The organism is Mycoplasmatota bacterium (assembly GCA_018394295.1).
In the GTDB taxonomy this organism is placed as follows: domain Bacteria; phylum Bacillota_I; class Bacilli_A; order Haloplasmatales; family Haloplasmataceae; genus JAENYC01.
Window position 1 is genome coordinate 1,611,866 of record CP074573.1, and the last position, 14,855, is coordinate 1,626,720.

The following is a 14,855-nucleotide window of genomic DNA, read 5'->3' on the forward strand; positions in this document are numbered from 1 at the left end:
TATACATCGCCGAACATTATGTATAGGCATATATATAATGTGGGAATACAAGGAATACTTGTATTACTCTCTACGTTAAGTATTGGCGCTATCAATTGCATCTTTTTTCTTTTTATATTTGTTATAAATAGATGCAATTTAGCAGGTGCTATATTGCATCTTTTTTTATGTAAAAAAATACTAGGAGGAAGAAAATGCGTAAATTATTATTAACACTATTTTTAGGAATTTTTACTTTTACATTAGCAGCATGTTCAAAAAAAGAATATACGAAAACATTCACAGTAGGTATGGAATGTGCTTACGCTCCCTATAATTGGACATCCCCTACCAAAACTGATACTGCAGTTATTATTGATGGAACAAAGGCATATTGTGATGGTTATGATGTAAAAGTATCTCAAAAAATTGCTGATGACTTAAACAAAGAATTGGTTATAAAAGCGATTAAATGGGATGGTTTAATTCCTGCTTTATCCACAAATCAAATTGATGCAATCATTGCAGGTATGAGTCCAACTGAAAAAAGAAAACAAACGATTGCATTCTCTGATATATATTTTCGACCTGAAGAAGTTGTGGTAATAAAAAATAATAGTAAATATGTAAATGCTACATCAATTTTAGATTTCTCCGGTGCTAAAATAACATCACAACTTGGTACTCTACACGAAAATTTAATTTCACAAATGACCGGTGCGATTAAACAAACATCATTACCAGATTATTCAACATTAGTTACAGCAGTGAAAAATGGAGCTGCTGATGGTTTTATTTGTGAATTACCAGTAGCCACACAAATGGCAAATAATAATTCAGATTTAAAAATTATTAGATTCGATAAGAATAATGGATTTGTCGTTGATGATTCTGAAGTTTCTACAGCTATTGGATTAAGAAAATCTGATACAGATTTATTAAAGAGAATAAATGAGTCATTAGCTAAAATATCTAATGAAGATAGAAATACATGGATGAATGAATTTATTAATAAATCAAGTTCATAATATTACATATTAGGAGGACATTATGTTTTTTCTTACATCAACAGAAATTATTCCTGATAGTTTTATTGGTGGGTTACTATATATATTACGAAATTACTTTCCAATGTATCTAGATGGAATGAAATATACATTGTTAATTGCACTAACAAGTACGATTTTAGGTTTAATAATAGCTGTATTTATTGTACCTATTAAAATACAACAAATTACAGGTCGTGATACGTTAATCCAGAAAATACTTAAAAAAACTGGTGTAATATTAGCCACAATTTATGTTGAAGTATTACGGGGAACGCCAATGATTGTACAATCTGTCATCATATTTTATGGATTAGCAGGACTTGGATATAATCTAAATATAATTATTTGTGGAATCTTAATTGTCTCAATCAATACTTCAGCATATATTATTGAAGTATTACGAGGTAGTATTAGCTCTATTGATAAAGGACAACTTGAAGCAGCTAGAAGTTTAGGGATGACTAGAAGCAAGGCTATGATTCATATAATCATTCCTCAAGCAATAAAGAACAGCATTCCTGCTATTGGTAATGAATTTGTCGTTAATATAAAGGATACTGCGGTTTTAATGGTAATCTCTGTGACTGAACTATACTTTATTACAACGAAAGTGAATTCAATTTACTATCGACAGTTAGAAGGTTTTGTAATATCAGCAGGTTTGTATTTATTAATGACATTTACAACAACAAGAATTCTTTATTTAGTAAGTGGTTACATAAGTGGTTCAAAAACAAAATTATCATACCCTACGAGTCAGACATTATAAGAAGGTGATTTACATGGATAAAATCATTGAAATTAAAAATTTGAAAAAAAGTTTTGGAAAAAAAGAAATACTAAAAGGTATCAATTTAGATATTTATAAAGGACAAGTTGTTTGTATAATCGGACCTTCTGGAAGTGGAAAATCTACTCTTCTAAGATGTATTAATTTATTAGAAGAACCTGATAATGGTAATATCATCTTTGAAGGTAGTGATTTAACATCTTTGAATATAGATTTAAATAAAATAAGAACTAAAATAGGGATGGTATTTCAAAACTTTAACTTGTTTAATAATAAGAATGTCTTAGATAATTGTACAATAGGACAAGTAGAAGTTCTAAAAAGAAATAAAAATGAAGCAGAGCAAATAGCTCTTCAATTATTAAAGAAAGTAGGTATGAAAGATTTTACCGATAGTAATATAAGTGGTTTATCTGGTGGACAAAAGCAACGTGTTGCGATATCAAGAGCACTTGCTATGACACCAGACATAATGTTATTTGATGAACCAACCAGTGCTTTAGATCCTGAAATGGTTGGTGACGTTTTAAATGTTATGCGAGATTTAGCAAATAGTGGTATGACTATGGTTGTTGTAACACATGAAATGGGATTTGCTAGAGAAGTTAGTGATGCTGTTGTCTTTATGGATGAAGGACATATTATAGAATCTAATCGTCCTGAAGTAATATTTTCAAATCCATCAAATGAAAGAACTAAGGAATTTCTAAAAAGAGTTATTGAAAAAAGATAAACTTATGTTTAACTTTTTACAGTAGTTATTAAACACTTGATAATAACACATAATTAATGATAAAAATATATAAAGCTATCTGCTGTTCAATAACTACAGATAGCTTTTTTTCATTCGTTCAATGTCTAGAACCTTTTTCTTATTTTCTCTATTTTACTATTTATCCTTCTCTGCTTCAATTTTTTCTGCTAATTCATTTAAATAAATCCATCTCTCCATCTTTTGATCAAGTTGCTTTTGCAAATCTTCTTTTTCAGCTAAAAGCGGTTGAAGGAGTGTGTAATTTACATAAGCCTTATTAATTTTCTCTTCAATAACTTCTATCTTTTCTTCTAATTCAGCAACAACCGTATCTATTTCTTCAAACTCCTTTTGTTCCTTAAAAGAGAACTTTAAAGGTCTCTCTTTCTTTTTATCTACAAATTTCTTGTTTTTGTCCACTGACATATTAACTTCTATTTTATCCTCAAATTTCTCCTTAAATTCCGAGTAATTTCCTGTAAACTGCCTAACATTTCCATAAGCTTCAAAGAGAAATATTTTTTCAGCCATTCTATCTAAAAAATATCTATCGTGTGAAACTGAAATGACTGCTCCCGGAAAACCATCTAGATAGTCTTCTAATATAGTAAGCGTTTCTATGTCTAAGTTATTTGTCGGTTCATCTAAAAGTAAAACATTTGGTGCTTCCATAAGCACGCGTAAAAGATATAATCTTCTTCTTTCTCCACCTGAAAGTTTAGCAATTGGTGTCCACTGCATGGTTCCTGAAAATAAAAATTTCTCCATCATTTGTGAGGCTGTAATTTTATACCCTTCCGCATTTTCAATATATTCTGCAGCTTCTTTTATATATTCAATAGCTCTCATGCTCTCATTCAAATGATGAGTTTCCTGTGAGTAATAGCCTATTTTAACTGTTTGCCCTCTAACGACAGTACCACTGTCTTGCTTGACTATCCCAGCAATTATATTCATTAGAGTTGACTTTCCACTTCCATTAGGTCCAATAATACCAACCCTATCATCTCTTAAAACTAGGTAACAAAAATCATCTAAAACTTTTTTTTCTCCAAATGTTTTATTAACATGCTCAAGCTCAACTACTTTCTTACCAAGCCTGCTACTTCCCACTGAAATTTCAAGTTTTTCACTAGAATCAACGACTAGCTTCTCACTTAAGGCTTTGAAACGGTCAATTCTTGCTTTTTGTTTTGTGCTTCTAGCTTGTGCACCGCTTCTTATCCAAGCTAGTTCTTTTTTATATAAACTTCGTCTCTTCTTTTCACTAGCAGCTTCTTGCTCTTCTCTTTCAGCTTTTTTCTCAAGAAAAGTACTATAGTTACCATCATAAAGATAAAGGTTTCCTCTGTCTAACTCAATTATTTTATTTACTATTCTGTCTAATAAATATCTATCATGGGTTATCATGAGAACAGAGCCTGTTCTCTTGTTAAGGTATTGCTCAAGCCAGTCGATAGTCTCATTATCAAGATGGTTAGTAGGCTCATCAAGTATCAGTAAATCAGAAGGATTTATAAGTGCTTCAGCTAAAGCAACTCTCTTTCTCTGTCCACCAGACAAGGTGCCTACCTTAGCGTTAAAATCAGTAATTCCTAGCTTTGTTAAAATACTTTTGACATCACTTTCTATGCTCCAAGCATTCAGATTATCCATACGATTGGTTAATTTTATAATTTCTTCACTGTTATCTGGATTTTCAAGTGCCCCTTCATACTCTCTGATAAGTTTCATGACAGATGAATCACCTTTAAAAACATGTTCTAATACTGTACCTTCCATATCAAAATGTGGATTTTGAGAAAGGTACTCTATTTTTACAGAATTACCTGTTATAACTCTGCCTTGATCAGATGCTTCAAGCCCAGCAAGTATTTTTAAAAAGGTTGACTTACCTGTGCCATTTACTCCTATAAGTCCAATTTTGTCCCCTTCATTAATACTTAAACTTATATTATTTAAAAGCTGTTTTTCACTGTAACTTTTTGATATATTTTCTACATTTAAAAGGTTCATAAGTACTCCTTGTTTTGAAAGTCTTTTGTTTATTTCTTTATAACATAATAAACGAAAAAGAGCAATTAATTTATTAGTGTATTAATTTATATTATTTATAAATATATTGTTTAAAAATTATCAAATAAATTTTGGATAATGCAGGTCAATCAAAGGAGATTTTTTTTAATTGAAGGATTTCTACTAAAATACGTAAGCATAACTAATACAATTAATCCCAAAATTAAATGAGTAAAAAAAGAATAGAAATAATGTTTCCGTTAGTATATAATATATCTAAAGGATTTTTTGTATAGGTGAAAGTAAATCTAAAAGTTGATTAAAAATTGTTTAGATATTTCACCGATAATTATTACACAAGATAAAAATAAAAATCTTAACAAAATTCAAGTTGCATTAATTAATTGAGGTGAGAAGATGAAAAAATTTATTTGGGTCCTAATACTATTGACTATACTAACAGGTTGTCATAGTAAAACTTATACTATAAACTTTGAGGCAGATAATGGTGTAGAAATTAACTCTATTCAGGTTAAAGGGAAAAAGATAGCTGATTTACCTATACCAAATAAAGATGGGTATTCATTTGAAGGGTGGTATACGTCTAAAAACCCTTATACAAATGAATTCACATTAAAAACATCTGTCAATAGTGATATAACACTTTACGCGAAATGGCAGATAAAAGAGTATACAATTAACTTCAATACAAATGGTGGTAGTGAACTCCCATCAATTAAACAACTACACGGAACTAATTTGTCTATGATAGAGCCCACTAAAAGAGCACATACATTTTTAGGATGGTACCAAGATGAAGAATTAACAGTACCATATGATTTCACATCAACCGTTAATAAAGACCTAACGCTTTATGCAAAGTGGAAAATTAGATATGAAGACGTGACTGCAAGTCACATTGTCACCATGGAAATGGAAGATGGTAGCATTATAAAAATTGAACTTTATGAAGAAATCGCTCCTATTACAGTCGCTAACTTTGTTAAACTTGTTGAGGACGGTTTTTACGATGGCTTAACATTCCATCGTGTAATTAAAGGTTTTATGATTCAAGGAGGAGACCCGTTAGGAAATGGGATGGGCGGCCCTGGCTATAGCATTAAAGGAGAATTTTCAGCAAATGGTGTTGAAAATCCATTAAAGCACGAACGTGGAGTCATCTCGATGGCAAGAAGCAGAGATTATGATTCAGCAGGCTCTCAATTCTTTATCATGCATCAAGATGCAACTTATCTAGATGGTCAATATGCAGCATTTGGCCGTGTGGTTGAAGGTCTAGATGTTGTTGATCAAATCGCAAATGTTATTACAATTAAGGATAGACCATATGAAGAACAACGGTTGAGTACAGTAACAGTAATAATCGTTAACAATTAACCAAAAGGCCTGAAAATCAGGCCTTTTTATATACAAAAGAAAACAACTAAATACAACGACTCATACAATTTAATAGTACAAAATCCTCTTTCTTATATGCTTACAACGAACCAGCAAATTTGATCTATTTAGCATAACAAATCCGCTTAAACTTCTCTCTCTATTATCTTTAATGGGTAAACTACGATTTGTTACCATCAAGATTTATGATATAATGGTTTTATAATGATAAATATTGAATTTTTTAGAAAAAAGATATGAACTTACTTGTAAACTTAATGGATAGAATATTAGGAGGACAATATGGAATATAAGTTTGAACCAATGAGATTAGATTATGCTAATGAGATAGCTAGTTGGAGATATATAGGATTTATGAAAGAGATTTTTATGAAACCTTATTTTGATAACTACAACACTGAATCAAAAGAGATGAAAGGACCTGGAAATTGTGATGGTTATGCAGTAGTTGATAAAGACAACCTTATTGGGTTATTTGAATATTATTTTAAAGCGGGCTTCATGGAAATTGGTTTAGCACTTAATCCAAAATTTGTTGGTAACGGAATGAGTAAGGACTTTATTTTAAAAGGTATTGCATTTGGTATTAAACAATATAATTATCAAAAAGAAGCTATACTGTTATCCGTTGATAAAGAAAATAAATCCGCTTATAAAGCTTATCTTAAAGTAGGATTCGTTGAGTATAACAGAACTGAAGATGAAATTGAGATGAAATACTTTTTAAGTAATTAATTTCTGTTTAACAGAAGACGATGTGATTAAATAGCCTATTCTTGACTAGTGCGAGAATAGGCTTTTATTTTGTGATGATTATAGCTTCTTATAATTAATATTTAACCATTTACTAAACATAATTGTTTTCAAGATATTAGATTGATATGTAATGTTTGTATTATTTTTAAGATGATAATTTTTTATCAAACTTTTTGTATAGTAACCAAATCCATAAAATACTAGTTATTGTGGCATATAAGAAGGATAGATAATTTGGACTTATCATTAGTTTAGCAATCCAAAATGAGGGTAAAAATGAGAATAAGTATTGAGTACCATTATCTATAAAGTAAGGTATTACAAGTCCTATCATAACTAAGCCGGATAACTTAGCAACTGCCATCCCCTCAATCTTGTTTTTAGAGAACGAGAACACAATTAATGACAGTGACATACTCATAAAACTTGTTAAAAAACAAATAATAATTACCATCACTATCGACCATGAAGTAAGTGAGAAAATCAACAATATAAAAATTGAAGCAACAAATGATAAAAGCGTTGGAATCACTAACCTTGATATCAGATACCCTTTTTTTCTTATAGGTGTGACAGTTAAATGATTGATGATGTTGTTATCATATTCATCAAGCATTGTCATGGCAGCAGCAAAACAAAACATATAGGGTGTCATAGTTACTAGAAACAAGTCTATAAGTCCATAGTAGTCACTTATAACTGACGCTTGCCCTAGATAGTTAACCAATTGTTTTTCAATTTCAGGAATACCAAATCGAAAGAAAAACCCTGCTAAAACAGGTGATATTAATATCATAATGAGCATACCATCTCTTGATATTTGGCTTAAGAATATACGAAATGATTTAATAATCGCTCTCATATTCTACCACCACTTCCTTGCTTAAACTTCTTAACTAAAACTTTTTGTGCGATTAAGAATACAATGGTTAACCAAATCAACAATATTACCAAGGATAAAAAGATATAATTGCCTGCAGATAATAATTCTATGATTGCAATCCCTGGGTGAAATATAAACAATGGATTGTTTAAACCAAGACAATATGCAGCACCTGGGATAATGATTAATATCATAGCTGGAATGATTGATATGAAAAATTGATTCAAGGTACTCGTTTTAAATGCTAGAATTAGCCCAAGTGTTGAAAATAACATAGAACCAATCAATAATCCTAAAATAAACCAAAAGTAATTTGTAATAGCTTGTACTGATAAGCCTATAAATAAACCAACTAGTACAGATATTAATGCAATTGATAAGAGTTTTGCAATTAGATAATCCGATGGTTTTATTGGAGCAATATAGAGAGAATTGATTGTTTTTTCAGAAATCTCTAGATGGATGATCGCTCCCATGAACATCAAACCAAGTGCTGATGGATCTGAGAAAATTAATAGAATTGCCATCGTGTTTGTCCAAGACCCTGGTAGTACTTTAATCAATATTACATACATTAATGCAAACACTAAATAAACGAAATAAAATCCATATTTGAATTGAAAACGAATATCTCCCATTAATAATTTAAGTATTTTCATACTAGTGTTCTTCCTGTTATTTCAATAAATATATCATTTAGATTAGGTTCACTACTATGAATGGATGTGATTATATTCTCTTCAAGTGCTCGTTTCAATTCATTATCACTATTCGTTTTGTTTAATAAAACACTAGACTTTATTTCCTTTTTGTCCTTTAAGTAAGTGTATTCAATTTTAACTGCTCCTCTGAGCATAATCAAATTCCTTGGAGTATCTAACGCTCGAATATCCCCATCAACAATGAACGCTACTCTATCACATAATTCAGTAGCATCGTACATATTATGTGTTGTTAATATAATTGTTTTTCCCTTTTCTTTTTCCTTAAGAATAATGTCTTTCATAATTTTAGCGTTTGTTGGATCTAACCCACTGGTTGGTTCATCTAAAAAAAGAATTTTAGGGTCATGAATTAAAGCTTTAATAAAATTCAATCTGGATTTCATTCCTTTAGAGAAATCCATTACTTTCTTATCTGCATCAAATTGTAAACCAACACTTTTCAATAATTCATCAATGTTTCTTTCCTTATTATATAATGATCCAAAAAACTGTAAATTTTCCTTTGCACTTAATTTTTCATATAAACTAGGAAATTCAAAATCAACCCCAATGTCTTCATAAAAACTCGCAGTTGTATTTTTTACTTCTGTACCATTTACAGTAACGCTCCCTTTATAATTTGTTAGAACACCAGTAAGTATTTTCTGAAGTGTACTTTTACCTGCTCCTGATGGTCCTAGGAAACCAAAAATCTCACCCCTATTAACGTCAAAACTAATGTCTTTCATATAAGGCTTATTAGTATAACTAAACTCTAAATTATCGACTTTAATCATTATTTTCCTCCTTCATCATCTGAATGATAATCCCTCGTATAGAAAGTTTTAAAGCATCATCAAATGATTCTTCACCTATTTCTTTTTTATGTAATATTGACACTAAGACAAGTCGCAGTGCTGCACTATGAACTTTTACTTGCTTTGAATCTAAGTTTGGCATCATAGAAAATAGTTTCTCCATACTTAAATCATCCCTACTATTATGATCTTCTAGCATACTTTCAGGAACCTTTCGCATTACCAATTCAAAGTCACCACTAGTAATAAATGAAAATAGAAATGAATCTTCTAACTGTTTATATAAATCAAAAAGAACATTAGTAATCACATCAGCATTTAAATTGTCTTTTAGATTCGATATCTTTTCAAGAAAATTATTTTGTATTGAATCATGTCTTAATCTAAATAGTTCAAAGAACAATATCTCTTTTGAATCAAAAAATAGATAAAATGTTCCTTTTGAAATATTTGCTCCTTTTACCAGTTCATCTACAGTTGTTTTTTTGACACCATAGTGACGTAAAGAATCTTCTGCCACTTCAATCAATTTCTTTCTAATTATTTCTTTTTCATGATTAGTAAACGCTTTGGGCATACTTTTCACTCCATTTGACTAAATTTGTTTTTATAGTCATAAGTATATATTCTTTTATACTCTTTGTCAATAGTATTTTAGTTATAACTAGTAAACTTTCGTTATCTATATGTTAACAACTAACAGATACAGATAACTTATCCTAAAAGCAAAAACAAGAGACTTAGTTCATCTCTTGTTTCAAACTATATTAAAATTAAGCGAATATTTTCTTAACATGTGACAGATATACAATTACAAGTAACGTACAAATCTCTCCTATAATAATTGAAATCCAAATTCCTCTATTTCCAATGATTAAAGGAAGAACTATTAAAAATATTATTGGAAATACTATTCCTCTACTTATAGATATTATATTTGCTATTTTTGGTTTTTCAATTGATTGATTATAAGTTAGATTAACTATATTTATTGATGCAATAATAAATGAAAATGTATATATAATCATCGCGCTATAAGTAAACTTTATAAGCGTTTCATCATTATTAAAAATACTGATGATTGTCTCACCAAAAACAAATAATAATACATATATTGTGACTGAAACAAAAAAGTTCGTCTTAACACCCATTTTGAATATTTGCTTTACCTTTTCATAGTCTCTTTTTCCATAATTATAGCTTAACAAAGGTTGAATTCCTTGAGAAATACCAATAAATAATGCGATAAGTACAACACTAATATAACTAATGATACTAAAACCTGCTAATCCAAGTTCACCAATTCTTCTAATTAACACCAGATTGAAAGCAAAAATACTAACTGCTGGTGATATCTGATTAATAAATTCTGGTGTCCCAACCCTCAGGATTTTAATAAGATCATGCTTCTTTAACTTAGGCATATACAACTTAAGTTTTCCTTTTCTTTTTATAAAATGAGTTAAAAGAAGTGCTACACTAGATAATTGACCTAATCCTGAAGCTACTGCAGCTCCAGCTATTCCAAAATGAAAAATAAAAATAAAAGTGTAATCCAGTACTATATTAGTTATTGCACCTACTATTAGAGAAATCATAGCTAAATTAGGATTACCATCATTTCTAACAAATACACTTAGTGCTAAACTTCCAGAAAATCCTAAACCAAAAAGTAAATAGAAAAATATATAATCAGCCGTACCTTTTAGTAACCCATCACTAGCTCCTAACATTTTAGCTATATATTCTGGAAAAAGAACACTAAATAATGCTAATATACCTATTACAGAGAAGATTAAAAATAAGCTTTCTAAGAAAATATTATTTGCTTCCTCATACTTATTTTCTCCAAACTTTATGGACATTAATGCTGCTCCGCCCATAGTAATCATCATCGTTATAGCGATTAATAGAGTTGTAAAAGGAACAGCTACATTTATTGATGCTAAAGCACTTGCTCCTACACCTCTACCAACAAATATTCCATCTACAACAACATAAAGTGCTGAAACCATCATACCTATTACAGATGGCATTGCATATTTCATAAATTCTTTCCAAATTGATTTCATTCTATATCACCCAAAAGGTATTATATAGTCTATACCATGTATAGAGTCAATAGTTTTATATTAAAATTTGTAGTTCATATAAATCAGTATTTTCACACGGTTCTATTGTGTTAAACAACTGAATTTCTAACCCAACTCCTTTATATTTTATATTATTTTCTTTAATATATTTACTTAATTTGTCTACTGCTTGTTCTCTTTCTTTACTCAAATAGGAAATACATATAAACTTACCCTCTTTTATTTGTTTAATATCTAAATTATTATTTCCAATGTCATCAATGCAAAGCGTTGAATAAACACTCTTATAACAGAATTTACCTTTATTAATAAACAAATCTAAATTGATGAAACACCCTACTTCTCCCTGAAGCATAATCTCATTCTCTTCCATTATCTTATCTAACTTTCTTATCTTTATTTCAACATCACTATATTCATCTTTTTTATTCAATTCAATATCTATAATAAATCTTTTTTCTAATTCCCTGAAATATATTTCATTAGTTTCTTTTAGTTCTACAGCATATTTAATTTGATCTTTTATATGCCCAATAGCATTATTCATCTTATTTAACCGATTTATTTCTTTTTCTATTACTGATTGTTGTTTATTAAGAAAAGATAATAATGTAACAACATTTTTATCTTGTAATACATTACTAATTTCTTTAAGAGTAGCCCCAATATGTTTTGAATACTTTATTAAATCTAAATAGATAAATTGATGTAATGAATAATATCGATACTTACTTTCAGGATCAACATAAGCTGGTTTTAAAAGTCCAATCTTATCATAATGTCTTAAAGCTTGAATAGATACATTATTAATCTTTGCTGTTTCTCCTATAGAAAAATATTTTTTCATGAATTCCTCCTTCAATAACTTAGTTATTCAAACTAATTTAAGTTATTCTTCTTTACTATTATAATCTAAAAAAATTCTACTTCATAGATTTCATATTATTAATATCAACTAATATCAAAAACGATTATAAACAACTTTATAGATGTTACGTCTTAATATTATTATTATCATTTAACGTCTTTAAATAAATAATCTATAATTTTCTTAAACTAATTATACTTTGTTTTATAGAAACAATAAAAAAAACGAGGTGAAACCACGTTTTTAGTATATATAAAATATGAAAATTATAGAGTAATTTTTTCTTAAAAGAATCTTTGCTTGATTTCTTTAAAAACTAATTCTTTATCAAGACGCATTTTAGTAATACTATTTAATACAATTAATAAAATCCATTCAGTAATAATATAACAATCTTTTTCAGAATAATTATTATATTTTTTATCCTGTTTTATAATTTTAAAAAGTGTATCGCGTAAGGGTAAGAATATTGTGGAATAAGATACGCTTTCCTTATAATTAAAAGCAGTGCTATCAAACAGCTTTTTACCAATTCCATAACGAGACCTTATTTCGTCTTCAATCAAAATGTAAAAATCCGTAAATAATTCAAATGGAGGCTTATTATGAAATGGTAAATCCTTTAACAGGTTATGAGTTTTATTCCAACTAAAATAGAATACTTCTTCTAACAAACTTCTATTTGAAGGAAAATAATTATATAGTGTTCCAACTGAGACTTCAGCCTTACCAGCAATTTTACGCATGGATAAAGCCTCAAGTCCTTCTTTTCTAAGTATTTCTTCTGCAAAAACAACAATTTCTTCTTTTGAAATAGTTTTTTTTCTCATTTTTTACCCCTAATTTTCTAAATTCATTTCTTTATCAAGCTTATTTAATTTCATAAATCTTGCGAATAAAAATACTGAAAGTAATAATGTTAAAATATCAGCTACAGCCTGTGATACAAGTACTCCTTTGTAACCAAAAGTATATGTTAAAATATATAATAATGGAATAAATATTAATCCTTGTCGTGCAATACTTAAAATGAGCGATTCTAAACCTCGACCAATTGCTAAAAAGAAAATAGTTATTGTATTTGCAAAGCCGAAGAAAATAATTCCTGTCGCCATATATCTTAAGCCTATTATACCATATTTTTTCACTTCAGGGGCTGCTTTAAAAACATCCATAATTTGCGGGGTAAATATAAAAGTAATTAAAAAAGATATAAACACTACATACGCTGTTAATTTCATTGTATACTTTAATGACTTGATAATCCTTTCTTTATTTTGAGCACCAAAATTGTACCCAGCAACTGGTTGCAATCCTTGACCAATCCCAAAAATAATATTTGTCGTTAACATTGTAAACCGGAAAGCAATACCAATTGCAGCTAGTAATTCATCACCGCCAAATTCTGTAGCTTTTTGATTAAGTAAAACTATTGAACAACTAAATAAAATTTGTTTAACAAATGTAGGTCCACCAATCACCAGTACTTCTTTATATAAATTAATTGTAGGTTTAATTGAAGAAAGTTTCATTTTGACTACTGTACGTTTTCTTAAATAAAAGCTTAGTAACAAGCCTGTTGATACACAATAAGATAGCATCGTCGCAATAGCTGCCCCACTTATTCCCATATCAAATACAAAAATAAAAATAGGGTCTAAAATAATATTAAGTATTGCTCCAGTAGCAAGTCCAACCATTGAATAGCTTCCACTACCTTCTGATCTAAGTAGATTATTAAGAACCATATTTACAATTAAAAACAATCCACTTATTACAATAAAGAAACCATAATCTTTAGCCATATCCATAACTTCACTTGTTGCACCAAAGAACAAAAGGACATCTTCTAAAAATAATAAATTTATAACAACAAATATTATTCCAGCGATTATTCCACTAAATAATAACGTACTTGTTACTTCTTGTGCTTTTTCTATCTGTTTTTCACCAAGAAGTCTTGATAAATAACTTCCTCCACCAATTCCAAATCCAAGTCCTAGTGCAGTTGCAACTAAGACAATAGGTAATACTACCTGTGTAGCACCAGTTGCTTCGGTACCAATCCATGCAACAAACATAGTATCTACAACATTATATATTGCATTAACAAGTAACCCAATAATTGCTGGCATTGCTAACTTGTTAACGGCTTTTGATACAGGCGCTTTAGCCAATAAATTAATTCTTTTATCATTCATTATAACTGCTCCTTAAATAAACACTGTTCACATTATAACTGAACAGCGTTCATTTTGTCAATAAAAAGAATAAACACTTAATCTAATAAAGTTACAGACAGTATCATAAGAAGTCTACATTATATTTAATATACCCAATTTTGACAGTTGATTTCATATATTTAACACTTTACGTTATTTATAAGATTATAACTAATTTAGGAAGATAACATTTTAAGTAATATATCGTCCACTCTAAAAAATTTATCTTAATCTACCTAAAACTTAACATTAGATAGATTAAATAAAATAATTTTTTTTATTTGATTTAATCTGTACAGTTTTTCTCTGTAAATCCTCATGCTGATTTGTTCGTAATAATACATGTAGATGAACATGAAAATACATTAGGTGAGGTACATCATTAACACCCAAGTTATTAAGCAGAAAGCATTAAAAAACTGCAAAAAAATATCATGAATTGATTCAAGTAGTGTAGTTACCTACGACAGAGTATAACAAGTAATATTGAATTTAGAAAAACAG

The 14,855-nt window shown here is 29.1% G+C and carries 14 protein-coding genes; 5 read left to right on the plus strand and 9 right to left on the minus strand.

From position 1 onward, the window contains the following. Positions 1–194 precede the first annotated feature (194 nt). From KHQ81_07500 to KHQ81_07510, 3 genes are read left to right on the plus strand one after another with little or no spacing between them, the layout of a single operon-like run. Positions 195–1,007: a transporter substrate-binding domain-containing protein gene (locus KHQ81_07500; protein ID QVK16762.1), complete on the plus strand. Its 813-nt coding sequence runs from the start codon at positions 195–197 to the stop codon at positions 1,005–1,007. Between the two features lie 22 nt (positions 1,008–1,029). After that, positions 1,030–1,797, plus strand: a complete 768-nt coding sequence (locus KHQ81_07505; protein ID QVK16763.1) for an amino acid ABC transporter permease — start codon at positions 1,030–1,032, stop codon at positions 1,795–1,797. Positions 1,798–1,819: 22 nt separating this feature from the next. Beyond that, complete coding sequence (locus KHQ81_07510; protein QVK19589.1) at positions 1,820–2,551, plus strand: amino acid ABC transporter ATP-binding protein; 732 nt, start codon at positions 1,820–1,822, stop codon at positions 2,549–2,551. Between the two features lie 156 nt (positions 2,552–2,707). Here KHQ81_07510 and KHQ81_07515 read toward each other — a convergent pair whose 3' ends face one another. Next, on the minus strand, positions 2,708–4,588 hold the full coding sequence (locus tag KHQ81_07515) for an ABC-F family ATP-binding cassette domain-containing protein (protein QVK16764.1): 1,881 nt from the start codon (positions 4,586–4,588) through the stop codon (positions 2,708–2,710). 417 nt (positions 4,589–5,005) lie between these two features. Here KHQ81_07515 and KHQ81_07520 point away from each other — a divergent pair, with 417 nt between their 5' ends. Both KHQ81_07520 and KHQ81_07525 read left to right on the plus strand, forming a co-directional pair. Then, positions 5,006–5,986, plus strand: coding sequence for a peptidylprolyl isomerase (locus KHQ81_07520; GenBank protein QVK16765.1), 981 nt, complete (start codon positions 5,006–5,008; stop codon positions 5,984–5,986). Between the two features lie 303 nt (positions 5,987–6,289). Next, positions 6,290–6,742 (plus strand): GNAT family N-acetyltransferase, encoded by a 453-nt coding sequence (locus tag KHQ81_07525; GenBank protein ID QVK16766.1) that lies wholly within the window; start codon positions 6,290–6,292, stop codon positions 6,740–6,742. A 166-nt stretch (positions 6,743–6,908) separates the two neighbouring features. Here the strand turns inward: KHQ81_07525 and KHQ81_07530 are convergent, their stop codons facing one another. The 8 genes from KHQ81_07530 to KHQ81_07565 all read right to left on the minus strand — a co-directional run bounded on the left by KHQ81_07530 (position 6,909) and on the right by KHQ81_07565 (position 14,330). After that, entirely contained in the window at positions 6,909–7,625 is a 717-nt protein-coding gene (locus KHQ81_07530) for an ABC transporter permease (GenBank protein QVK16767.1), read from the minus strand. Next, positions 7,622–8,305, minus strand: a complete 684-nt coding sequence (locus tag KHQ81_07535) for a hypothetical protein (protein QVK16768.1) — start codon at positions 8,303–8,305, stop codon at positions 7,622–7,624. The genes KHQ81_07530 and KHQ81_07535 overlap by 4 nt, the downstream gene beginning before the upstream one ends. Continuing rightward, complete coding sequence (locus KHQ81_07540; GenBank protein QVK16769.1) at positions 8,302–9,147, minus strand: ABC transporter ATP-binding protein; 846 nt, start codon at positions 9,145–9,147, stop codon at positions 8,302–8,304. Before KHQ81_07540 ends, KHQ81_07535 begins: the two co-directional genes overlap by 4 nt. Continuing rightward, positions 9,140–9,745, minus strand: coding sequence for a TetR/AcrR family transcriptional regulator (locus KHQ81_07545; protein QVK16770.1), 606 nt, complete (start codon positions 9,743–9,745; stop codon positions 9,140–9,142). The genes KHQ81_07540 and KHQ81_07545 overlap by 8 nt, the downstream gene beginning before the upstream one ends. Before the next feature lie 196 nt (positions 9,746–9,941). Continuing rightward, a complete protein-coding gene (locus tag KHQ81_07550) occupies positions 9,942–11,240 on the minus strand; it encodes an MATE family efflux transporter (GenBank protein ID QVK16771.1) in 1,299 nt (432 codons plus the stop codon). Between the two features lie 55 nt (positions 11,241–11,295). Continuing rightward, positions 11,296–12,108 (minus strand): MerR family transcriptional regulator, encoded by an 813-nt coding sequence (locus KHQ81_07555; protein ID QVK16772.1) that lies wholly within the window; start codon positions 12,106–12,108, stop codon positions 11,296–11,298. Between the two features lie 305 nt (positions 12,109–12,413). Continuing rightward, on the minus strand, positions 12,414–12,959 hold the full coding sequence (locus KHQ81_07560; GenBank protein QVK16773.1) for a TetR/AcrR family transcriptional regulator: 546 nt from the start codon (positions 12,957–12,959) through the stop codon (positions 12,414–12,416). 9 nt (positions 12,960–12,968) lie between these two features. Next, positions 12,969–14,330: an MATE family efflux transporter gene (locus KHQ81_07565; GenBank protein QVK16774.1), complete on the minus strand. Its 1,362-nt coding sequence runs from the start codon at positions 14,328–14,330 to the stop codon at positions 12,969–12,971. Positions 14,331–14,855 lie beyond the last annotated feature (525 nt).

Coding starts and splice junctions, on each gene's coding strand:
- KHQ81_07500 (QVK16762.1), top strand. CDS start 195: ATGCGTAAATTATTATTAACACTATTTTTAGGAATTTTTACTTTTACA.
- KHQ81_07505 (QVK16763.1), top strand. CDS start 1,030: ATGTTTTTTCTTACATCAACAGAAATTATTCCTGATAGTTTTATTGGT.
- KHQ81_07515 (QVK16764.1), bottom strand. CDS start 4,588: ATGAACCTTTTAAATGTAGAAAATATATCAAAAAGTTACAGTGAAAAA.
- KHQ81_07520 (QVK16765.1), top strand. CDS start 5,006: ATGAAAAAATTTATTTGGGTCCTAATACTATTGACTATACTAACAGGT.
- KHQ81_07525 (QVK16766.1), top strand. CDS start 6,290: ATGGAATATAAGTTTGAACCAATGAGATTAGATTATGCTAATGAGATA.
- KHQ81_07530 (QVK16767.1), bottom strand. CDS start 7,625: ATGAGAGCGATTATTAAATCATTTCGTATATTCTTAAGCCAAATATCA.
- KHQ81_07535 (QVK16768.1), bottom strand. CDS start 8,305: ATGAAAATACTTAAATTATTAATGGGAGATATTCGTTTTCAATTCAAA.
- KHQ81_07540 (QVK16769.1), bottom strand. CDS start 9,147: ATGATTAAAGTCGATAATTTAGAGTTTAGTTATACTAATAAGCCTTAT.
- KHQ81_07545 (QVK16770.1), bottom strand. CDS start 9,745: ATGCCCAAAGCGTTTACTAATCATGAAAAAGAAATAATTAGAAAGAAA.
- KHQ81_07550 (QVK16771.1), bottom strand. CDS start 11,240: ATGAAATCAATTTGGAAAGAATTTATGAAATATGCAATGCCATCTGTA.
- KHQ81_07555 (QVK16772.1), bottom strand. CDS start 12,108: ATGAAAAAATATTTTTCTATAGGAGAAACAGCAAAGATTAATAATGTA.
- KHQ81_07560 (QVK16773.1), bottom strand. CDS start 12,959: ATGAGAAAAAAAACTATTTCAAAAGAAGAAATTGTTGTTTTTGCAGAA.
- KHQ81_07565 (QVK16774.1), bottom strand. CDS start 14,330: ATGAATGATAAAAGAATTAATTTATTGGCTAAAGCGCCTGTATCAAAA.